The sequence below is a fragment of the Enterobacter sp. 22499 genome (assembly GCF_052044815.1).
In the GTDB taxonomy this organism is placed as follows: Bacteria; Pseudomonadota; Gammaproteobacteria; order Enterobacterales; family Enterobacteriaceae; genus Enterobacter; species Enterobacter bugandensis.
On the sequence record NZ_JBQENR010000002.1, the window covers coordinates 287982 to 310027 of the forward strand.

Consider the following 22046-nt stretch of genomic DNA (forward strand, 5'->3'; position numbering starts at 1 on the left):
AGCCCTTTCCCGTTACTTCACAAGCCCTTGTTGTTTCAGGAAGTCGGCGGCCACTTTTTTGGCATCCAGTCCCTCGACGGCAATGCTGGCATTCAGCTGTTGCAGCGTTTTTTCATCCAGCTTTTCGAAGACCGGTTTGAGCCATTCCGCAATATCCGGGTAGGCTTTCAGCACCGCCTCACGCACAACCGGGGTTGGAGCGTAGATCGGCTGAACGCCTTTTGGATCGGTCAGGGTTTGCAGGCCCAGCGCCGCGACCGGGCCGTCGGTGCCGTAGGCCATCGCCGCGTTAACGCCGGAGGTTTGCTGCGCCGCCGCCTTAATGGTTACCGCCGTATCTCCGCCCGCCAGCGAGAGCAGTTGCGCCTGGTCGAGCTTGAAGTCGTACGCTTTTTCGAATGCAGGGAGCGCGTCGGGACGCTCGATAAACTCCGCGGACGCCGCGAGCTTGAAGTCGCCCTTCTCTTTCAGGTAGCGGCTGAGATCCGCAAGCGAGGTGAGCTTCCCTTTCTCCGCCACGTCCTTACGCACGGCGATAGTCCAGGTGTTGTTGGCCGGGGCCGGGGTCAGCCAGACCAGCTTGTTCTGTTCCGCGTCGAGTTTTTTGACTTTTTCATAGCCAGCTTTGGCGTTTTTCCATGCCGGATCGTTCTCTTCTTTAAAGAAGAACGCGCCGTTGCCGGTATATTCAGGATAGATATCCAGCTCGCCGGAGGTAATCGCGCCGCGCACGACGGGCGTTGTGCCCAGCTGAACTTTATTGACGGTTTTCACGCCGTGGCTTTCCAGCACCTGGAGAATAATATTCCCGAGCAGCGCGCCCTCGGTATCGATCTTTGAGCCCACTTTTACCGGCTCCGCCGCCTGTAACGGCAGGCTTAGCGCCGCGAGTAGCGCCGCAGAAACTACCATCCCCGATTTAATCGTCATTCCGCTATCCTCATTTTTTTGCTGCCTTTTTCAGAGGCTTGAGAGAAAAGCGTAGCTTAAAACGGCGGATTTACCCGGCAAAATGCCTTTTTAGCATAAGGTAAGACGCATCCCCCGATGGACGGGGGATGCAAAGGAGGGAAAGGTTACAGCAGCTCGAACTCGCCTTTATTTACGCGGGCGGAATCCACCCCGATAAAGACGTTAAACTTGCCCGGTTCCGCATCATATTTCATCTGCTGGTTCCAGAACTTCAGCGCATCCACGTCAATCGGGAAGCTGATAGTTTTGGTTTCGCCAGGCTTGAGATTGACCTTCTCAAAGCCGCGCAGCTGCTTCACAGGACGGCTCATCGAGGCGGTGACATCCTGCACGTACATCTGAATCACCGTTGCCCCTTCACGCTTGCCGGTGTTGGTCACCTCGACGCTGGCGGTGACCTTGCCGTCACGCTTCAGGCTCGGCGCCGACATTTTCACCTCAGAGACCTTGAAGGTGGTGTAGCTCAGGCCATAACCAAACGGGTAGAGCGGGCCGTTAGCTTCGTCAAAGTAACGAGACGTGTATTTGTTCGGCTTGTCGGCGTTGTACGGGCGGCCGGTGTTCAGGTGGCTGTAGTAAACCGGGATCTGCCCGACGGAGCGCGGGAAGGACATCGGCAGCTTGCCCGACGGGTTGTAATCGCCAAACAATACGTCGGCGATGGCGTTACCGCCTTCGGTGCCGGCGAACCAGGTTTCCAGAATGGCGTCAGCCTGCTGGTCCTCTTTCACCAGCGCCAGCGGACGACCGTTCATCAGCACCAGCACCAGCGGCTTGCCGGTCGCTTTCAGGGCGGCGATCAGATCGCGCTGGCTCTGCGGGATGGTAATGTCGGTACGGCTGGAGGCTTCGTGCGCCATACCCTGCGCTTCCCCCACAACCGCGACAACGACGTCAGACTGCTTCGCCGCGTTGACCGCTTCGTCGATCATCTCCTTCGGCGTACGCGGATCGACCTTCACCGCTTCCTCGTACTGGTTGAGGAAGGTGACGATGTCTTTATCGTCGGTGACGTTCGCCCCTTTGGCGTACACCACTTTGGCGTTTTCACCGACGGCGCTCTTGATGCCGGTCAGGACGGTAACGGACTGATCGGCCACGCCCGCGGCAGACCAGCTCCCCATCACGTCGCGCTTGCTGTCAGCCAGCGGGCCGACCACAGCAATAGTGCCGGATTTTTTCAGCGGCAGCGTGTCGAGGCGGTTCTTCAGCAGCACCAGGCTTTCGCGCGCCACTTCACGCGCTTCTTTGCGATGCAGGCGGCTTTCGGCGTTAGTATCCGCCGGATCAGAATCTTTCGGCCCCAGGTGGCTGTACGGATCGTTAAACAGCCCCATGTCATATTTCACGTTCAGCACGTGGCGCGCGGCATCGTCCAGCTCCGCCATCGTTACCTTGCCGCTCTTCACCAGCCCCGGCAGGTATTTGCTGTAGTACTCGTCGCTCATGCTCATGTTGATGCCGGACTTGAGCGCCACGCGCACCGCGTCTTCCGGATCGGACGCCGTGCCGTGCTTGATCAGCTCTTTAATCGCGCCGTGGTCGGAAACGGTGATGCCCTTAAAGCCCCACTGGTCGCGCAGCACGTCTTTCAGCAGCCAGGAATCGGAGGTCGCAGGCGTGCCGTTCAGCGAGTTCAGCGCCACCATCACCGCGCCGCTGCCCGCATCCAGCCCTGCCTTGTACGGCGGCATGTAGTCGTTAAACAGGCGCTGTGGGCTCATGTCGACGGTGTTGTACTCTTTACCGCCTTCCACGGCGCCGTAGGCCGCGAAGTGTTTAACGCTGGTCATCACCGAGTAGCGGTCCGCCGGGCTCTTGCCCTGCATCGCTTCCACCATGGTTTTGCCCATCGTGGCCGTTAAATAGGTATCTTCACCGAAGCCTTCCGAGGCGCGGCCCCAGCGCGGATCGCGCGAGACGTCCACCATCGGTGCCCAGGTCATGTTCAGGCCGTCGTCCGCCGCTTCATAGGCCGACACGCGCCCGACGGTTTTCACCGCGTCGAGGTTAAATGAGGAGGCTAAGCCGAGGCTGATCGGGAAGACGGTGCGCTGGCCGTGCACCACGTCATAGGCGAAGAACAGCGGGATTTTCAGGCGGCTGAGCTGCATCACCTGATCCTGCATGGCGCGGATATCCTGGCGGGTGACGGTGTTAAAAATCGCGCCCACCTGGTTCTCTTTGATCATCTCGCGGATGGCCTCTTTCGGGTTATCCGGGCCAACGCTGATCAGACGCAGCTGGCCGATTTTTTCATCGACCGTCATCTTCTTAAGCAACTCCGTGACAAACGCGTCGCGGGCTTCAGGCGTGAGCGGGTGATTACCAAACAAATCCTCTGCCAGCGCAGGTTGCAGCGCCAGGCTGACGGCGACACCTACAGAACATAGCCATTTCATGTTGTTATTCTCTCTCATCAATAACCGTGGGAAGCACCCGGCCAGACCGTGCGAAAAGCGCAGTGTGCCATAAACCCTCTGAACGTTGCAGGGTTATTCTCTGATTTTTCTCGTGAATACTCGACCGCTGAACAGTTAATCGCGCTATGCTTTACAGCGAGAAATTTGCCCCACCACAAGGAGTGGAAGATGTCTTCTGTTCGAACTGACGATAACAAAACATTTATTAACGAACTGTCGCGCCTGGTTGGCTCCTCTCACCTGCTTACCGACCCGGCCAAAACCGCCCGCTACCGTAAGGGTTTCCGCTCCGGCCAGGGCGACGCGCTGGCGGTGGTCTTCCCCGGCACGCTGCTGGAGCTGTGGCGCGTGCTGAGCGCCTGCGTTGCGGCGGACAAGATTATTTTAATGCAGGCGGCCAACACCGGCCTGACCGAAGGTTCCACGCCGAACGGCAACGATTACGATCGCGATATCGTGATTATCAGCACCCTGCGCCTCGACAAGCTGCACCTGCTGGACAAAGGCGAGCAGGTGCTCGCGTTCCCGGGCACCACGCTCTACTCGCTGGAAAAAGCGCTTAAGCCGCTGGGCCGCGAGCCGCACTCGGTGATCGGCTCCTCCTGCATTGGCGCCTCGGTGGTGGGTGGGATCTGCAATAACTCCGGCGGCTCGCTGGTGCAGCGCGGCCCGGCCTATACCGAAATGTCACTTTTTGCCCGCATTGATGAAAACGGCAAGCTGACGCTGGTGAACCACCTGGGCATCGATCTGGGCGTGACGCCGGAACAGATCCTCAGCAAGCTCGACGACGACCGCGTGAGGGACGAAGACGTGCAGCACGATGATCGCCACGCGCACGACCACGATTACATCACCCGTGTACGCGATATCGAGGCCGATACCCCGGCGCGCTACAACGCCGATCCGGATCGCCTGTTTGAATCGTCCGGCTGCGCGGGCAAGCTGGCGGTTTTTGCGGTGCGTCTCGACACCTTCCCGGCAGAGAAAAAGCAGCAGGTATTTTACATCGGCACCAATCAGCCTGAGGTCCTGACCAAAATTCGTCGCCATATTCTGGGCGAATTCACCCACCTGCCGGTGGCGGGCGAGTACATGCATCGGGATATTTACGACATCGCGGAGCGCTACGGGAAAGACACCTTCCTGATGATCGATAAGCTTGGCACCGACAAAATGCCGTTCTTCTTCACCATGAAGGGACGCACCGACGCGATGCTGGAGAAAGTGCCGCTGTTCAAGCCCCACTTTACCGACCGCTTTATGCAGAAGCTGGGCAACGTGTTCCCTGCGCATCTGCCGGAGCGAATGAAAACCTGGCGTGATAAGTACGAACATCACCTGCTGCTGAAAATGGCCGGGGACGGGATCGCCGAAGCGCAGAGCTGGCTGACCGAGTTCTTCAGGACGGCTGAGGGTGATTTCTTTGCCTGCACGCCGGAAGAAGGCAGCAAAGCCTTCCTGCACCGCTTCGCCGCGGCGGGTGCCGCTATCCGTTACCAGGCGGTGCATTCCGAAGAGGTGGAAGATATTCTGGCGCTGGATATCGCCCTGCGACGCAACGACACCGAATGGTTTGAGCATCTGCCGCCGGAAATCGACAGCAAGCTGGTGCATAAGCTCTATTACGGCCACTTTATGTGCTACGTCTTCCATCAGGACTACATCGTCAAAAAAGGGGTAGATGCTCATGAACTGAAGGAGCAGATGCTCGCCCTGCTGCGCGAGCGTGGCGCACAATATCCTGCGGAACATAACGTCGGGCATCTTTATAAAGCCCCTGACGCCCTTAAGCAGTTTTATCGCGAGAATGACCCTACAAACAGCATGAACCCCGGAATCGGGAAAACAACGCGGAAGAAATTCTGGAAAGAGAGTGCAGACGCGGAGCAGCGCATAACGCAAGCGTCTGATTAAACCCTACAGCCAAATTTGAGAGATTGTTTCGCGCGCCTTAATCGTAATAGAGTAGCGGTCTGTCGCCGGAGAAATGTTTCTCCGGCATTCTATAACGAGGAGCAGGCGCATCATGTCGGCTGTTGATGTTTTATCCGAAACCGAACTGGAAGTGCGCGACGCCCTTCCCGATGATGTGCATGCCATCGCCGCCATCTATGCCTGGCATGTGCTTCACGGACGCGCGTCATTCGAAGAAGTCCCCCCCACCATCGACGAAATGCGTCAGCGCATGAAAAGCGTGGCCGAGAACGGTTTACCGTGGCTCATCGCGCTCTATCGCGGCATCGTGGTGGGCTATTGTTACGCCACCCCTTATCGACCGCGTCAGGCCTATCGCTATACTCTGGAAGAGTCGATTTACGTGGATGCCAGCATCACCGGACGCGGTTTTGGCACCGCATTAATGAACGCGCTGATCGCGCGCTGCGAGCAGGGCCCGTGGCGGCAGATGATTGCCGTTGTGGGAGATGGCAATAATAATTCCGGCTCGTTACGGCTGCATAAAAAACACGGCTTTGAGATTGTCGGTCAGCTTCGCAGCGTGGGGTATAAGAAAGGCGACTGGCGGGATACGGTGATAATGCAGCGCCCACTCAACGATGGGGACTGGACGCTGCCGGAATAAACGCAGTGCGGTCTGGTGCCCTCACCCCGGCCCTCTCCCACAGGAAGAGGGAGAAAACATAAAAAACGGTAACGCATGTTACCGTTTTGCTTTTACCTAATCGTTTTGCGCCGTCGCCATCTGCTCCGCTTTCTGCTTTTTATAGGTCAATGCTGCAGCCGGAACGGGCTGCACTTTCCCGGTCTCAATCCAGGTCCGCAGGCGGCTCGCATCCGCGAAGTGGGTATATTTCCCGAAGGCATCCATCACCACCAGCGCCACCGGCTTACCGTTAAACACGGTGCGCATCACCAGGCAGTGGCCTGCCGCATTGGTAAACCCGGTTTTGGTTAACTGAATATTCCAGTTCTCGCGGTACACCAGATGGTTCGTGTTGCGAAACGGTAGCGTGTAAGACGGATTCGAGAATGTCGCCATGTCCTCACGCGTGGTGCTGAGCTGGCCGAGCAGCGGGTACTGCTTGCTGGCAATCAGCAGTTTCGTCAGATCGCGGGCCGTGGAGACGTTGTTAATCGACAGCCCCGTCGGTTCAACAAAATGAGTATTGCTCATCCCCAGCGCTTTGGCTTTGGCGTTCATCGCGCGGATAAAGGCATCGTAACCGCCAGGATAGTGGTGCGCCAGACTTGCCGCCGCACGGTTTTCGGACGACATCAGCGCCAGCAGCAGCATATTTTTACGGCTGATTTCACTGTGCAGGCGCACGCGAGAGTAGATCCCTTTCATCTCCGGCGTGTGGCTGATATCCACTTTCAGCTTTTCGTCCAGCGGCAGGCGAGCATCAAGCACCACCATCGCGGTCATTAATTTGGTTATTGAGGCGATCGGGCGCACCAGGTCCGGGTGGCTGGCGTAAATCACCTTATTGGTGTTGAGATCAACAATCATCGCGCTGCCGGACGCAATTTGCGGCTGAGCAGCAGCGGTGGTCACCGCGGGCGTTTTGGCGACGGCTGGCACGGCAGCGGACGCGCCCAGCAGCAGCGCCAGGCTAAGTAAGGAGACACGAAATTTCAGCATGGTGAGACTTCTGATAATTATTCACGCACGTAATGACGTACACCGCCTGCGTCGACGGATAAACACAGGCTGGCTTCGGCATCATAGCGGTCACCGTGCTTTGTCGCCAGCGGATAATCGTGAACAGATGCTGCATTGCTGGCATTTACGCCAGCAATGCAGTGAGCTTAGAAGAGACGGTATCCATAACCCCAAAGAATAACTGTCAGTGCCAGTAACACCTCCAGTACCAGCACCCCGATGGCAAGCGTGGAACCGGAGAAGCTCAGGCCCTCTTCTTTATTGATATTCAGGAAGGTTGGAACGCCCAGATACAGCAGATAACCGGTGTAAAAGAGCGCAACAGTACCGATCAGCGCGCACAGCCAGACCAGTGGATAGAGCGCAACAATACCGCTTAAGAACAGCGGGGTCGCGACGTATCCGGCGAAGACCATACAGTGTGCCAGCGATGGGCGCTGTGGGTAGTTACGCGCCATCCAGTGAATGACGCGCCCCATGACCGCCACCCCTGCCAGCATCAGGCCATAAAAGAGAATGGCCAGATAAAGCCCGGTAAACCAGGAGAGCTGAACCACGGTACCGTCACCGAAGTTCCAGCCGATTTGTGTTGTGCCAATAAACGCGCATATTACCGGCACCGCGGCCATCAGCAGCACATGGTGGGTGTAATGATGCGAGACCGTTTCGTTCTCACTTTTGATGACATGCATTTCACGATCGGGATGGGAGAAAAGTCCCCAGACATGGTTCATAGCGCCCCCTTGTTGTCGGCCCGTCAGCGATACCTTAAGTATAATGCAGGCTTTAGATTATTTTATGTACAGTGGGAAATTTCCGTTGATTGCCGCGCGGTTGATTCATGGGGTATATGATTAAACGAGGTACGCAGAGGGAGATAACCGTTACGTAATGGATATTAACGCACTCATTGAACAATATGGATATGCCGCGCTGGTCATCGGCAGCGTGGCGGAAGGTGAAACCATCACGCTGCTGGGCGGCGTCGCCGCGCATCAGGGCTTACTGAAGTTTCCGCTGGTCGTCGCTGCGGTCGCGCTGGGCGGCATGATTGGCGATCAGCTGCTCTACTTCCTGGGGCTGCGCTTTGGCCCGACGCTGCTCAAGCGTTTCGTTAAACACAAAAAGAAAATCAACCGCGCGCAGCGCCTGATCCAGCGTCACCCTTATCTGTTCGTCATAGGCACCCGCTTTATGTACGGCTTCAGGATTATCGGACCGATACTGATTGGTGCCAGCCGCCTGCCGCCAAAAATTTTCCTGCCGCTGAATATTGTTGGCGCGATAGCCTGGGCGCTGATCTTCACGACGCTTGGTTACGTGGGTGGCGAAGTGATTGGCCCGTGGCTGCATAACCTTGACCAACACCTGAAGCACTGGGCGTGGTTGATTCTGGTGGTTGTGGCGGTGATTGGGGTCAGGCTGTGGATGCGGCACAGAGAGAAGAAGCGGGATGAGGAGTGAGTCAGCCTGGTGCCCCTCCCCCCTTTGGGGAGAGGGGAAACCTGTTACCCTTCCGGCTTAAACTGCGGATTCGCCAGCATAAAGCCCCCGTCGACGATAAACGATTGCCCTGTGGTATAGCTGGCGTCGCTGTCACACAGCCACGCCACCAGGCTGGCGATTTCTTTGGTGTGGCCCGGCCTTGCCAGCGGGATTTCCGGCATTGACCCTTCCTTCACTTCGCTGTCGTCCATATCGTTCATCGGCGTGGCAATGGCCCCCGGCGCGACGGCGTTCACCAGAATCTTGTGCTTCACCAGCTCCATCGCCATCGATTTGGTTAAGCCGCCGAGCGCGTGTTTCGCAGCCGTGTAAGCGCTGGCATCAGGCAGCGGCGTGTGCTCATGCACCGAGGTGATGTTCACAATCCGCCCCCCTTCCCCCTGCTTCACCATCTGCCGTGCCGCAATCTGCGAGCAGAGAAACGCGCCGTCCACGTCGACGGTAAAAATGTTCCGCCAGTCATCAAACGCCATCTCAAGAAATGGCGCTTTGGTCATCGCTCCGGCATTGTTAACCAGCACGTCCAGCCGGCCGAAACGTGCAATCAGCGTTTCAATAGCATCAGCGCCGTCCGGGAGCGTGCTTAAATCAAGATGGATAGCCTCTGCGCGCTGCCCATGCGCTTCAACTTCACGGCAGGTTTCCAGAGCCCCTTTTTCATCCGAATGCCAGGTGACGCCAATATCAAACCCGCGCTCTGCCAGCATCAGCGCCGTGGTTTTACCGATCCCGGAATCCGATGCGGTTACAATCGCTACTCTGTTCATACTCACCTCCAGAAAAACTGCAAAGAGGTAAGTATAGATAATGGCCCTGTTTAGCCATGATGATAGCCGCCGCCCAGCGCTGACGTCAGCTGCAGCGTGGCGTCGAGATACTGGCCTTTCAACATGACGCCTTCGAGATGCTCTTTCAGTGCCGGGATTCTGGCCTCGCTGACCCGCGAACCGGCAATAATACCTGCGCTAAAACGCGCCTGCGCCAGCGCCACCACGCGCGCCGCGTCTTTTTCGATCTGCTGCTGGTGACGATTTTTTGCCGTCAGGGTTTCAACTTCGCTTGCCGTACGCGCCACCTGATTCACCGCCTCCACCACCGCTTTGTTGTAGTTCGCGACCGAGAGGTTATTCTGCGCCTGGGCGATATCCAGATTAGCGTTCAGCCTGCCGCTGTCGAAGATTGGCAGCGTCAGTCCGGCAGTCACGCCCATCTGCTGGGCTGAAGAGCGGAACAGATCGCTCAGGTGCAGGGCATCCTGCTGTAAGAACGCCATCAGGTTGACGTCAGGATAGAACGCCGCTCTGGCGGCTTCCACCTCGCTCATGGAGGCTTCGATATACCAGTGCGCTTCCTGCAGATCCGGTCGACGAGCCAGCAGTTCATAGCCGAGCGTTGACGGTAGCGAGGCTTCTGCTGCAGGCAACGGGTGGCGCGTAAGGTGTGTCGCCGGGGTGCCGGTCAGCGCATCCAGACGCGCTTCAATGGCCTTCATTTTGCCCTTTACGTCGGCCAGCTGTTCATTAGTCTTACTGGCGTGTATATCGGTTTCGACGCCCTCCACCGAGGAGGTAATACCGTGCTGATACAGTTCGCGATCGGCGTCGATAATATTTTCCTGCTCCTGTTTAATCCGGGTAAGAACTTCCCCTGCTTCGGCCTGGGTCTGCCACGCCCAGTAAAGGCGCGCAACGCTGGTTGAAAGCAGCTGACGGGTCTGCTCCAGCTCCGCTTTTTGCGCATTCACTTTACCGATACGCGCTGCAATCCGGGCGCGGTTTTTTCCCCATAGGTCGAGATCCCAGCCCGCCGTCAGGCCAAAGGTGCCGTTGGTATACCATGGGCCGGTGGTGCCCGCCGCCGGGTCGGTTAGGGCAAACGGCCCCATCAGCCCCTCTGCCGACATTTTTTGCCGTTCAACATCCGCTGAAAAATCCATTTGTGGGCCATCGGCTGCGATAGCGGCTCTGGCCTGCGCTTCGGCAAGCGTAATGCGCTGCCGGGCAATTTGCATATCGGGCGCATCCGCTATGGCTTTGGCAATAAGCGAATTTAACTGCGGGTCGTTATATTCTTTCCACCATTCATTTTTCGGCCAGTCCGCATGACGAAGTTGGGTATTAACGGACGCGGCTGTCGTTTGCGTTTGAATTGGCGACACCGTGGAATGTTCCGGTGCGCAGGCAGCCAGCATAAAAACAAGGGGAGCACTCAGAGATAAAATAAGAAAACGTTTCATTACGCCATGCACTCAAAAAAATAAAGGCGCAACTTACGCTTGATGACGCGCTATTTTTTAGTAACGCGTGGCAATCCGCAAATTGTCATACACTTACATACTCGGCAAAATATTCACCGAGTGAATTATTTATTTTTAAATATAACTGCCGATTATTTTGACTGTATAACCCGCGCAATATCAGCCGACGTTTGCAGCGTGCGGATCTCCTGAAATAATCCCAGCGCTTCGCTGTACTCTTTGCGTAAATAACTCAGCCACTGTTTAATTCGCGCGACGTGATACAAACCGGTGTCGCCCTGCTTCTCCAGACGGCTGTATTTTTGCAGCAGCGTCACCACGTCTGCCCACGGCATCCGCGGCTCGTTATATTTCACCACCCGGCTGAGGTTCGGCACGTTCAGCGCGCCGCGGCCAATCATCACCGCATCGCAGCCGGTGGCTTTCAGGCACGCCTGCGCGCTCTCGTAATCCCAGATTTCGCCGTTGGCGATCACCGGAATAGTAAGTCGTTTGCGGATTTCACCAATCGCCTGCCAGTTAATGCGCTCGGCTTTGTAGCCGTCTTCTTTAGTGCGGCCATGCACCACCAGCTCGGTGGCCCCGGCCTGCTGCACCGCATCGGCAATTTCAAACTGTCGGGCGTCGCTGTCCCACCCCAGGCGCACCTTAACCGTCACCGGCAAATGCGAGGGCACGGCCTCACGCATGGCTTTCGCGCCGCGGTAAATCAGCTCAGGATCTTTCAGCAACGTCGCTCCACCGCCGCTGCCGTTTACCAGCTTCGACGGGCAGCCGCAGTTAAGATCCACCCCGTAAGAGCCAAGCGCTACCGCGCGGGCGGCATTTTCCGCCAGCCATTCAGGATACTGGCCGAGCAGCTGAATACGCACCAGCGTACCGGAAGGGGTCCGACTCTGGCGATGCAGTTCAGGGCAGAGACGATAGAATGACTTTTCTGGCAGCAACATATCGACCACGCGCAGGAACTCCGTCACGCAGAGATCGTAGTCGTTCACCTCGGTCAGAAGCTCGCGCACGAGGGAGTCGAGCACGCCTTCCATTGGGGCCAGTAAAACACGCATAGCAGTACCTGTGAAAAAAGACGCGCTATAGTAGCCGCTCTCTATATCGCTGGGAAGCGCTTCTGTTCAGGCAGAAAGTCACCCGGCGTTGCCCCAACAATAGCGCGAAACGCCGCCGCAAATGCCGCCGGGCCGGAAAACCCCAGCATCCAGGCCACCTGCTTAACCGGGTATCCGTTGGCGAGGAGATCCAGCGAGGCACAAATCCTTGCGCGCTGTCGCCAGGCCCGGAAGCTAAAGCCGGTATCGTTGATAAACGCACGTGAAAATGTGCGTTCAGACATCGCGGCCCGTTCCGCCAGCCTTTCCAGAGAGAGATCCCAGAGATTGTTGGCAATGATGTCACAGGCCACGCGATGTAAGCGCTCATCCACGGGCATCGGCAGTTCGGCAGAAATCTGCTGCGTCTCGCTGAGGATGTCGAGCAGCAAAACGGCCATGCTGCGCTGGCTTGCCGGCCGGTATTCCGCGCTGAACAGCCCGGCAATCAGCTCTTTGAACAACGCTGTGGCCATAATCACGTGAACCTCGTCTTTCCGCTTAAAAGGTTCGCATTGCGAAATCAGTGCCGGGCTAAACCAGACCGCGCGAAGCTCCGTTGCGGATAACACGCTGTAGGTATGCTCCTGTAAGGGAGGGATCCACAGCGCGCGCTGCGGCGGTATGACCCAGCGTTTGCTGCCGGTTTCAACCAGCATAACCCCCTTAATGGCAAACAAAAGTTGTCCCTGCGAATGCTGGTGAGGCGGATCGACTTCGCCGCGCGTATAGCGAATTGCCCCTCTTGACCATCCGATAGCATCGTCGTGAATTGGCGTTTTATCGATAACGGTTGGCATTTCACATTCCCCCCTTCCTCTTATGATGCTGCTTGTACACGTAACCAGAGAGAGACGCAATGCACATCCATTTTATTATTCATGAACATTTCGAGGCGCCAGGCGCCTATGAAATCTGGGGGAAAAGTCGCGGCTGCAGTCTGAGCTACACCAGAGTGTATCAGGGCGAACCTTTACCTGAGGAACTGGGGGGCACAGACCTGCTTATCATCATGGGAGGCCCGCAATCCCCCGCCACCACGCTTGAGGAATGCCCCTGGTTTGATGCGCAGGCGGAAAAGGCACTCATCAGCCGCGCGATAGAGGCAGGTAAAACGGTGATAGGCGTTTGTCTGGGCTCACAGCTTATCGGCGAAGCGCTGGGCGCAGCGTTTTGCCACAGCCCGGAAAAAGAGATCGGCAAATTTCCCGTCAGGCTCACAGATGCAGGCAAGGCGAACCCGCTGTTTGAGGACTTTGGCAGCGTGCTGAACGTCGGTCACTGGCATAACGATATGCCTGGGTTGACGCCGCAGGCTAAGGTTCTGGCTTACAGCGAGGGTTGTCCCCGCCAGATCGTGCAATACAGCGAACGGGTTTACGGTTTCCAGTGCCATATGGAGCTGACGCCGGAGGTGGTAGAGTTGCTGATTGAGCATTCGCAGAATGACCTCCGCCGTGCGGGTGAATTCCGTTTTGTCGAAACGGCGGAAAAACTCCGCTCGCATGATTATCGCGAAATGAACCAGGTGCTGTTTTCTTTTCTCGATAAACTGACCGCCTGACGCTGATGCCTTCTCTGGCGCGTTACTTCGCCAGCGCAATCCCTTTCCTCTAAACTGTAGCCTGCACCAATAAGGTGATACCGGACGTTCCATTCCGGAATGTCTGGTATGCTCAAAATTCATGATGTGATCCGTGGCACATTTTCGGGTTTAATTGTATGATGAATGCGTTTCAGCAAGGACTATCACCATGAGCAAATCATTGAACATTATCTGGCAATATCTGCGCGCATTCGTCCTGATTTACGCCTGCCTGTATGCCGGCATTTTCATCGCGTCGCTGCTGCCTATCACCATTCCCGGCAGCATTATCGGTATGCTGATCCTCTTCGTTTTACTGGCGCTGCAAATTCTGCCTGCAAAGTGGGTCAACCCAGGCTGCTTCGTCCTCATTCGCTATATGGCGCTGCTGTTCGTGCCTATCGGGGTGGGCGTCATGCAGTATTTTGATTTGCTCAAGGCGCAGTTCGGCCCGATTGTCGTTTCCTGCGCGGTCAGCACGCTGGTGGTTTTCCTGGTGGTGAGCTGGAGTTCTCATCTGGTACATGGCGAACGCAACGTGGTCGGGGAGAAAACAAAAAAATGATGGCTAATATCTGGTGGTCACTGCCGTTAACCCTGCTGGTATTCTTCGCCGCGCGCAAGCTTGCCGCACGATTTAAAATGCCCTTGCTGAACCCCCTGCTGGTGGCGATGGTGGTGATTATTCCCTTCCTGCTGCTCACCGGCATTCCTTATGAGCGTTACTTTGCAGGCAGCAAAATCTTAAACGACCTCCTGCAGCCCGCCGTTGTCGCGCTTGCCTTTCCTTTATATGAGCAGCTGCACCAGATCCGCGCACGGTGGAAGTCCATCATTACTATCTGTTTTGTGGGAAGCCTGGTGGCGATGATCACCGGCACGTCGGTGGCGCTGTTGATGGGGGCCTCCCCGCAAATTGCCGCCTCTATCCTGCCTAAATCAGTGACCACGCCTATCGCGATGGCGGTAGGCGGCAGCCTCGGCGGTATTCCGGCCATCAGCGCGATGTGCGTGATTTTCGTCGGTATTCTCGGCGCAGTTTTTGGCCACACTCTGCTGAACTGGATGCGTATTCGCACCAAAGCAGCGCGCGGGCTGTCGATGGGCACCGCCTCGCACGCGCTGGGTACCGCCCGCTGCGCGGAGCTGGACTATCAGGAAGGGGCGTTTAGCTCGCTTGCGCTGGTGATCTGCGGGATTATCACCTCCCTACTCGCCCCGTTCATTTTCCCGCTGATTCTGGCGGTGATGGGCTAAAATTTGCGATGCGTCGCGCAAATTTCGTTTTGATTTCATAAGTTGCATACATAATGAGATGTGGATCACATATAAAGACCTTGCGGCTCCGTAAACTACCGATCCATTAACCTTTATGAGGCAAACGCCATGCACCCACGTTTTCAAGCTGCCTTCGCTCAGCTTGCAGAGAATTTGCAGTCAGCCCTGGCTCCCGTTCTGGCAGATGCACATTTCCCCGCCCTGCTGACGGCGGAGCAGGTCACGGTGCTTAAACAGGCAACCGGGCTGGATGAAGACGCGCTGGCTTTCGCACTGCTGCCCCTGGCTGCCGCCTGCGCCCGGGCCGATCTTTCCCACTTCAACGTCGGCGCCATCGCGCGCGGCGTCAGCGGAACCTGGTACTTCGGCGGGAACATGGAGTTCCTCGGCGCAACCATGCAGCAGACCGTTCACGCCGAGCAGAGCGCCATCAGCCACGCCTGGCTGCGCGGTGAGAAAGCCCTGAGCGCCATCACCGTAAACTACACCCCATGCGGCCACTGCCGCCAGTTTATGAACGAGCTGAACAGCGGGCTGCAGCTGCGCATTAACCTGCCGGGCCGCGCGCCGCACACGCTGGGGGACTACCTGCCTGACGCCTTCGGCCCGAAAGATCTTGAGATTAAAACGCTGCTGATGGACGAGCAGGATCACGGTTTCGCCCTGTCCGGCGATGACCTGAACCAGGCGGCCATACGCGCGGCGAACAAGAGCCACACCCCGTACAGCAAGTCCCCGAGCGGCGTGGCACTGCAGTGCCGCGATGGCCGTATCTTCACCGGCAGCTATGCGGAAAACGCCGCGTTTAACCCAACGCTGCCGCCGCTGCAGGGCGCACTCAACCTGCTGAGCCTGAACGGCTACGATTATCCGGACATTCAGCGTGCCGTTCTGGCCGAAAAGGCCGATGCGCCGCTGATTCAGTGGGATGCCACCGCCGCAACGCTCAAGGCGTTAGGCTGCACGACGATCGACCGCGTCCTGCTGGCGTAAACCTTCCGGCGGACAGAAATGTCCGCCACGTTGCTGAAAAACCCCTCAGTTGAGTCGCTGTTTCTTGCGCTAACCAGGCGGGTAAAGTAGCCTGAGTTAAATTTCATCCACGAACGAGCCATCTTCATGTTAAAGCGCGTTTTTTACAGCCTGTCTGTCCTGGTCGGCATACTGCTGTTTATCGTGCTGGGTCTCGACCGCTGGATGAGCTGGAAAACGGCCCCCTACATCTTTGATGACCTGCAGGACCTGCCTTATCGTCAGGTGGGCGTGGTGCTCGGCACCGCCAAGTATTACCGCACAGGGGTGATCAACCAGTATTACCGCTACCGCATTCAGGGCGCGCTGAACGCCTACAACAGCGGCAAGGTAAACTACCTGCTGCTGAGCGGCGATAACGCGCTGCAAAGCTATAACGAGCCGGTGACGATGCGGAAGGATTTGATTGCCGCGGGCGTGGACCCTGCCGATATCGTGCTCGACTACGCCGGGTTCCGCACCCTGGACTCCATCGTGCGCACGCGCAAAGTCTTCGATACCAACGACTTCATCATCATCACCCAGCGCTTCCACTGCGAGCGCGCGCTGTTTATCGCCCTGCACATGGGCATTCAGGCCCAGTGCTACGCGGTGCCGTCGCCGAAAGATATGCTGAGCGTGCGCGTCCGCGAGTTTGGTGCCCGCTTTGGTGCCCTGGCCGATCTCTATATCTTCAAACGCGAACCGCGCTTTTTAGGCCCTCTGGTGCCCATTCCGGCGATGCACGAAGTGCCGGAAGACGCGCAGGGTTACCCGGCGGTGACGCCGGAGCAGCTGCTGGATATGCAGAAAAAAGAGAAAAAGTAGGCCTGCCTTTATACTTTCTTTACGCCGGCACTGACGCTTTTTATCCCCCCTTTACGCCAGCTCTTTTAACCTGAGTTCACTGCCGCTACGGCTTCATTGAAGAATGACTATGAACTCGATAATGAATGCGTTTTTCCTCAAAAGTCTTCGCCCGTATTTTAACTTCCCCGGTTTATCACTCCCCGGCGCACTTAATTCTGGTCTCTGGCTGGATGAAAAAATTGACGCCCTGCAGCACAATATTGCCGTGGAAGTGGCCGACTATCTGGAACGCTACCCGCAGACGAAACACGTTGACGTTTACCTGAACGATATCAACGGCACGATGCGCGGCAAGCGCCTCACGGTGGAGAGCATGCTGAGTCTGGAAAAAGGCTGTTATTTTCCGCTTTCCGTTTACTCCATGGATCAGAAGGGAAAAATCGCCGCCCCGCTTTATGATGAACCCGACCGGCTGTGCCTCCCTGTCGCCGGTTCTCTGCGTCCCTGTCCGCAGGATCCGGAGCATACCGCGCAGATCCTGCTGACGATGAAGGATAGCGACGGTAACCCCTGCCCGCTTGAGCCACGGGCGATACTGCAGAACGTCGTGGCCCGCTTCCACCAGCACGGCCTTTTCCCGGTCATTGCCCCGGAAATCGAGTTTTACCTGACGGGACAGGGCGATCGCGATCCGCAAAATCAGGGCTGTTTTCACATGGACACCTCGTCGGCGCACGCGGCGCTTTTTGACGAGCTGGAACAGCTGGCGCACCTTCAACGCATCCCACTGTCAGGGGTGGTAGCGGAAGCCGAGTCCGGACAGTACGAATTAAACCTGAAGCACAGCCAGCGCGTCGTAGAGGTCTGTGATAACGTGCTGGCCCTGCGCCGCCTGACCCGCTATGTCGCTGAAAAGCACGGTCTTCAGGCTAACTTTATGGCTAAGCCCTTCAGCCAGCTCTCCGGCAGCGGTTTGCACATCCATTTCAGCCTTAACAACAGCCGTGGCGAGAACGTTTTCGCCTCGCCGGTGAACGCGCTGAGCAGCATGATGCGCTTGTGCATCGCAGGCCAGCTGGCGCTGATGCCCGCCTCCGTCGCCATTCTTGCGCCGGGGGTCAACGCGTTTCGTCGCCTGCGAAAAAACCTGACGGAACCCGTCTTTAACTCGTGGGGCTATAACACCCGCTCCGCTGCCTTGCGCATTCCCTGCTCGGAAGAGAGCAACCGTCGTATCGAGTACCGACTGGCCGGAGCCGATGCGAATCCGTATCTGGTGGCGGCCACAATCCTGACCGGCATGCTGTACGGGCTGGAACATATCGACGAGGGGGAACTCCCGGAACCGCAGCAGGACCAACCGGAACTCCCGCTGTTCCAGCAGGAGGCAATTGAGGCCTTCGCCCGCTGTCAGTATCTCACCGACAGCCTGGGCGACGCCTTTTCCGAACAGTGGGTCGCCTGCAAGCTTTCTGAACTCGAGTGGTTTGAGCGCATTGTGACGCAAGAAGAGTCCCATCTGGCATAGGCCATAAAAAAGCCCGCTCGGTGAGCGGGCCGGGTATGGCGAGTGACGATTACTTCTTACGGGCGTACTTCAGTGAATCCAGCGCCACCGCGAAGATAATGATGGCGCCCTTGATGATGTACTGCCAGTACGGGTTCACGCCGATGTAGGTCAACCCGTAGTTGATGACGGTAAAGATGATCACACCGGTGACCACGCCGAGCACGGTACCCACCCCGCCGCTGAAGGAGACGCCGCCGACCACGCAGGCCGCAATCGCATCCAGCTCGTACATGAAGCCAAGGTTGTTCGTTGCGGAGCCGATACGGCCTGCTTCCAGCATCCCGCCGAAGGCGTAGAACACACCGGACAGCGCGTAAATCATCAGCAGGTTCAGGGCAACGTTTACCCCGGACACTTTCGCCGCTTCCGGGTTACCGCCGATAGCGAAGATGTTTTTACCGAAGCGCGTTTTGTTCCACAGGATCCAGACGAACGCCACCGCAATCAGCGCATAGAAGGTAATGTACGACAGGCGGAAGCTGCCCAGCGCGATAAACCCCTGCGTGAAGGTGGAGAAGCCGCTGTCAAAGCCCGAAATCGGCGACGCGCCCACAAAGTCGTAGTACAGGGAGTTGATACCATAAACGATGATCATCGTACCCAGCGTAGTGATAAATGGCGTCACGTTCAGGTAAGCGATGATAATACCGTTGATCAGGCCAATCACCGCCCCGATGGCGCAGACAATCAGGATCACCACGAAAATCGGCATAGTCGCCATCTCCGGGAACACCTTGTTGGCGTTTTCCATCGACTGCAGCAGGGTTGCCGCAATAACCGCCGCCAGGCCGACCTGACGACCGGCAGAAAGGTCCGTCCCCTGGGTGACGATAAGGCCCGCCACGCCCAGCGCAATGATGATACGCACGGAGGACTGGGTCAGAATATTACTCAGGTTCAGCAGGCTTAAGAACGTAGGGTCCTGGAAAATAATTATGGCCAGCAGGACTAAAAGAACAACGTAAATACCGCCTTCTTTCAGGTAAGTGAGAAAACTTTTTTTATTTAACGCACTCATGAGGAGCCCCTGATCTTAAAGGTGCAAAGACGCAAGACGCAAAATTTCGTTTTGCGTTGTCGTTTTGGTGTCAACAATACCGGCAACGAGACCATTGCTCATAACCAGAATACGGTCCGTGATCCCTAACAGTTCCGGCATTTCGGAAGAAATAATAATGATCCCTTTATTCTTTTTCGCCAGCTCGGCAATCAGCTGATAAATTTCAAACTTCGCGCCGACGTCAATACCGCGGGTCGGTTCATCCAGCATCAGAATTTCTGGCTGGGTTAATAACCAACGGCCAATAATAACTTTTTGCTGGTTACCACCGGAAAGCGAACCAATTTGGGTACGGTGGCCTGGCGTTTTCACGCGCATGGAGTCAATTACCCACTGGGTATCGCTCTTCATGCGGGAGTTATCCAGCAGCCCGACTTTGTTTTTGTAATTGCGAATATTAGAGATTAACGAGTTAAAGTTAATATCCAGATAAGCATAAATACCGGTCGAACGACGTTCTTCCGTCACCAGCGCAAAACCGTTATTAATGGCTTCGTTGGCATTATGGTTGTTAATTTTCTTCCCGTGCAGCGTGATGGTGCCGTCGGCCTTCTCGCGGATGCCAAACAGGGTTTCCACGATGTCGGTACGCTTTGCCCCTACCAGGCCAGCAATGCCAAGAATTTCGCCTTTGTGAAGGTCGAAAGAAACATCGCGGATGGACGGCTGGCGCAGCGAGGTCAGATTGCGCACTTCGAGTATCACTTCACCCGGCTTGTTCTCTTTGTCCGGGAAGCGCTGGTTCAGGGAACGGCCGACCATCATGGCGATGATCTTGTCCATGTCCAGCCCTTCAAGCGGCTGCGTGGCAATCCACTGGCCGTCGCGCAGGATGGTAATTTCATCGCACAGCTGGAAGATCTCTTCCATTTTGTGCGAGATGTACACAATGCCGCAGCCGCGTTCTTTCAGTTTACGAATAATGGTAAAAAGGTGATTAACCTCTTTTTCCGTTAATGACGAGGTGGGTTCATCCATGATGACGATTTTCGCATCATAGGAGAACGCTTTGGCAATTTCGATCATCTGCATCTGGGAAACGGATAATGTCCCCACGCGGGCGCGCGGATCGATATCAATATCCAGCTCATCGAAAATCGCTTTGGTGTCGCGATACATTTTATCCTGATCGACAAACACACCTTTAGTTGGGTAACGTCCCAACCACATGTTATCCATTACCGAGCGTTGCAGTACCAGGTTTAATTCCTGGTGAACCATCGAGATACCGTTTTCCAGCGCTTCTTTCGCTGAATGGAAATCGATCTCTTTCCCCTGAAAAAGAATGCTGCCAGAATCTTTTTGATAGATCCCAAAAAGACATTTTAATAACGTTGATTTACCCGCACCGTTCTCCCCCATTAATGCATGAATAGAGTGAGGACGGACTTTTAAATTAACATTATCGAGTGCCTTAACACCGGGGAAGGACTTGTTGACGCCTGTCATTTCCAACAAGTATTCACCGGACGACTGAGTAGTTGTGCTGACCATAATTATACCTTGTTGGCCTCGCATATCGCGTTATAAAAGGGCGCAACGAATTGCGCCCAGTGAAGACAAAACAAAGATCTTATTTACCGATAAACTCAGCCAGGTTGGACTGGTCTACGCCCACGTAAGGCACGCGAACGATTTTGTTGTCAATTTTCCAGTTGGTGCCATCCGCCGCGCCTTTACCGTCGGCGAGGTTTTTCGCCAGATCGAAGGTCGCTTTCGCCTGGTTGTTGGCATCGTTCAGAACGGTACCGGCCATCGCGCCAGATTTAACCAGCGCCAGCGCTTCCGGCAGGGCATCCACGCCAAATACCGGGATGGACGATTTATTGTGAGCTTTCAGCGCTTCAACCGCACCCATTGCCATCGCATCGTTGTTGGCAATGACCACTTCGATTTTGTTCGCGTTCGGGCCAGACAGCCACGCGTCCATCTTATCTTTCGCCTGAGCGGTGTCCCACATCGCGGTATCTAACGCCAGCTGCTGGGTTTTCAGGCCCTTGTCGTTCAGCTCTTTGATAACATAGGTGGTACGCGCTTCAGCATCCGGGTGGCCGGGTTCGCCTTTCAGCAGCACGAACTGGATCTGACCGTCTTTGTTCAGGTCCCAGTTCGGGTTCGCCGCCCAGTGCTTCGCGATCAGATCGCCCTGAATAATGCCGGACTCTTTAGAGTCAGTACCGACGTAATACGCTTTGTCATAGCTGTCCAGCGCTTTACGGGAAGGTTCTTTGTTGAAGAAGACGATTGGCACGTTCTGGCCGCGCGCTTTCTCAATAACCGTGCCTGCTGCAGCCGGGTCAACCAGGTTGATCGCCAGGGCCTTAACGCCTTTAGCCAGCAGAACGTCGATCTGATCGTTCTGTTTGGACTGGTCGTTCTGGGAGTCATTCATCAGCAGCTGTACGTCTGGCGCTGCTTTCGCATCTTTCTCAATTGCTTTACGCACAACAGACATGAAGTTGTCGTCGTATTTATAGATGGTCACACCAATACGGGTATCCGCAGCGTGCGCTGCTGCACCAAAAAGCATGCTTGCCATTACAGCAGACAGGGTCAACACCTTCTTATTCATGGTATCTCCGGTTTTTTTATGCAGGGTAGTTCTTGTGAATAACGATCGGCAGGCAGGTGTTAATAAAACGTTACTGACAGCCGACGTTCACTTATAAAATTTCTATCTTCCGTGGTCGGTAACGCTCCAAAAATGCGTTTTATTCGTTGTTTGCGGCACATTGGCTATAGTGAAAGCGAATAATCACCGTTACATAGCGTTTCAGCTCCTAAAACGCTGACATCATAGTCAGCGCCTTGTTAAGATACTGTGAATTTACTCACAGATTGAAAAC

Annotated in this window: 20 protein-coding genes; 9 read left to right on the forward strand and 11 right to left on the reverse strand. The window is 56.0% G+C overall.

From position 1 onward, the window contains the following. Window positions 1-12: 12 nt before the first annotated feature. Together osmF and bglX are read right to left on the reverse strand one after the other, a co-directional pair. A complete protein-coding gene (gene osmF, locus ACTJI7_RS09260) occupies window positions 13-930 on the reverse strand; it encodes a glycine betaine ABC transporter substrate-binding protein OsmF (RefSeq protein ID WP_041909045.1) in 918 nt (305 codons plus the stop codon). A 146-nt stretch (window positions 931-1076) separates the two neighbouring features. Beyond that, a complete protein-coding gene (gene bglX, locus ACTJI7_RS09265; RefSeq protein ID WP_041909044.1) occupies window positions 1077-3374 on the reverse strand; it encodes a beta-glucosidase BglX in 2298 nt (765 codons plus the stop codon). 189 nt (window positions 3375-3563) lie between these two features. Here bglX and dld point away from each other — a divergent pair, with 189 nt between their 5' ends. After that, on the forward strand, window positions 3564-5312 hold the full coding sequence (dld, locus tag ACTJI7_RS09270) for a D-lactate dehydrogenase (RefSeq protein ID WP_440670189.1): 1749 nt from the start codon (window positions 3564-3566) through the stop codon (window positions 5310-5312). Window positions 5313-5424: 112 nt separating this feature from the next. Next, complete coding sequence (locus ACTJI7_RS09275; RefSeq protein ID WP_028013845.1) at window positions 5425-5979, forward strand: GNAT family N-acetyltransferase; 555 nt, start codon at window positions 5425-5427, stop codon at window positions 5977-5979. Between the two features lie 96 nt (window positions 5980-6075). On the opposite strand, the gene pbpG is transcribed toward ACTJI7_RS09275, so the two are convergent. After that, window positions 6076-6999 (reverse strand): D-alanyl-D-alanine endopeptidase, encoded by a 924-nt coding sequence (pbpG, locus tag ACTJI7_RS09280; RefSeq protein WP_193051503.1) that lies wholly within the window; start codon window positions 6997-6999, stop codon window positions 6076-6078. Between the two features lie 167 nt (window positions 7000-7166). Further along, entirely contained in the window at window positions 7167-7754 is a 588-nt protein-coding gene (locus tag ACTJI7_RS09285; protein WP_028013847.1) for a Yip1 family protein, read from the reverse strand. Between the two features lie 157 nt (window positions 7755-7911). Here ACTJI7_RS09285 and ACTJI7_RS09290 point away from each other — a divergent pair, with 157 nt between their 5' ends. After that, window positions 7912-8484, forward strand: coding sequence for a DedA family protein (locus ACTJI7_RS09290; RefSeq protein WP_028013848.1), 573 nt, complete (start codon window positions 7912-7914; stop codon window positions 8482-8484). 44 nt (window positions 8485-8528) lie between these two features. On the opposite strand, the gene ACTJI7_RS09295 is transcribed toward ACTJI7_RS09290, so the two are convergent. The 4 genes from ACTJI7_RS09295 to ACTJI7_RS09310 form a co-directional block, all read right to left on the reverse strand. After that, window positions 8529-9293 (reverse strand): SDR family oxidoreductase, encoded by a 765-nt coding sequence (locus tag ACTJI7_RS09295; protein ID WP_440670186.1) that lies wholly within the window; start codon window positions 9291-9293, stop codon window positions 8529-8531. Between the two features lie 50 nt (window positions 9294-9343). Beyond that, entirely contained in the window at window positions 9344-10762 is a 1419-nt protein-coding gene (mdtQ, locus tag ACTJI7_RS09300) for a multidrug resistance outer membrane protein MdtQ (RefSeq protein WP_028013850.1), read from the reverse strand. 152 nt (window positions 10763-10914) lie between these two features. Further along, window positions 10915-11847, reverse strand: a complete 933-nt coding sequence (gene dusC, locus ACTJI7_RS09305) for a tRNA dihydrouridine(16) synthase DusC (RefSeq protein ID WP_028013851.1) — start codon at window positions 11845-11847, stop codon at window positions 10915-10917. A gap of 41 nt (window positions 11848-11888) precedes the next feature. Beyond that, the gene (locus tag ACTJI7_RS09310) at window positions 11889-12686 is read right to left on the reverse strand and encodes an AraC family transcriptional regulator (protein WP_126326827.1); all 798 of its coding nucleotides are present in this window, start codon (window positions 12684-12686) and stop codon (window positions 11889-11891) included. A 59-nt stretch (window positions 12687-12745) separates the two neighbouring features. Between ACTJI7_RS09310 and ACTJI7_RS09315 the strand changes: the two genes are divergently transcribed. From ACTJI7_RS09315 to ACTJI7_RS09340, 6 genes are all read left to right on the forward strand, one after another. After that, the gene (locus ACTJI7_RS09315) at window positions 12746-13450 is read left to right on the forward strand and encodes a type 1 glutamine amidotransferase (protein WP_028013853.1); all 705 of its coding nucleotides are present in this window, start codon (window positions 12746-12748) and stop codon (window positions 13448-13450) included. A 190-nt stretch (window positions 13451-13640) separates the two neighbouring features. Beyond that, window positions 13641-14036 carry a CidA/LrgA family protein gene (locus ACTJI7_RS09320; protein ID WP_045629863.1) on the forward strand — a complete coding sequence of 132 codons (396 nt, stop codon included), beginning with the start codon at window positions 13641-13643 and terminating at the stop codon, window positions 14034-14036. Further along, window positions 14033-14728, forward strand: coding sequence for a CidB/LrgB family autolysis modulator (locus ACTJI7_RS09325; protein ID WP_440670182.1), 696 nt, complete (start codon window positions 14033-14035; stop codon window positions 14726-14728). Before ACTJI7_RS09320 ends, ACTJI7_RS09325 begins: the two co-directional genes overlap by 4 nt. Before the next feature lie 129 nt (window positions 14729-14857). Then, a complete protein-coding gene (gene cdd / locus ACTJI7_RS09330; protein WP_048958063.1) occupies window positions 14858-15742 on the forward strand; it encodes a cytidine deaminase in 885 nt (294 codons plus the stop codon). 126 nt (window positions 15743-15868) lie between these two features. Continuing rightward, entirely contained in the window at window positions 15869-16588 is a 720-nt protein-coding gene (sanA, locus tag ACTJI7_RS09335) for an outer membrane permeability protein SanA (RefSeq protein WP_028013857.1), read from the forward strand. Between the two features lie 121 nt (window positions 16589-16709). Continuing rightward, a complete protein-coding gene (locus ACTJI7_RS09340; protein WP_049137397.1) occupies window positions 16710-18098 on the forward strand; it encodes a glutamine synthetase family protein in 1389 nt (462 codons plus the stop codon). Window positions 18099-18147: 49 nt separating this feature from the next. Here ACTJI7_RS09340 and mglC read toward each other — a convergent pair whose 3' ends face one another. The 3 genes from mglC to mglB all read right to left on the reverse strand — a co-directional run bounded on the left by mglC (window position 18148) and on the right by mglB (window position 21772). Continuing rightward, window positions 18148-19158, reverse strand: coding sequence for a galactose/methyl galactoside ABC transporter permease MglC (gene mglC, locus ACTJI7_RS09345; protein ID WP_013097952.1), 1011 nt, complete (start codon window positions 19156-19158; stop codon window positions 18148-18150). A gap of 15 nt (window positions 19159-19173) precedes the next feature. After that, window positions 19174-20694 (reverse strand): galactose/methyl galactoside ABC transporter ATP-binding protein MglA, encoded by a 1521-nt coding sequence (mglA, locus tag ACTJI7_RS09350; protein WP_028013859.1) that lies wholly within the window; start codon window positions 20692-20694, stop codon window positions 19174-19176. Between the two features lie 79 nt (window positions 20695-20773). After that, entirely contained in the window at window positions 20774-21772 is a 999-nt protein-coding gene (gene mglB / locus ACTJI7_RS09355; protein ID WP_008500923.1) for a galactose/glucose ABC transporter substrate-binding protein MglB, read from the reverse strand. Window positions 21773-22046: the final 274 nt, after the last annotated feature.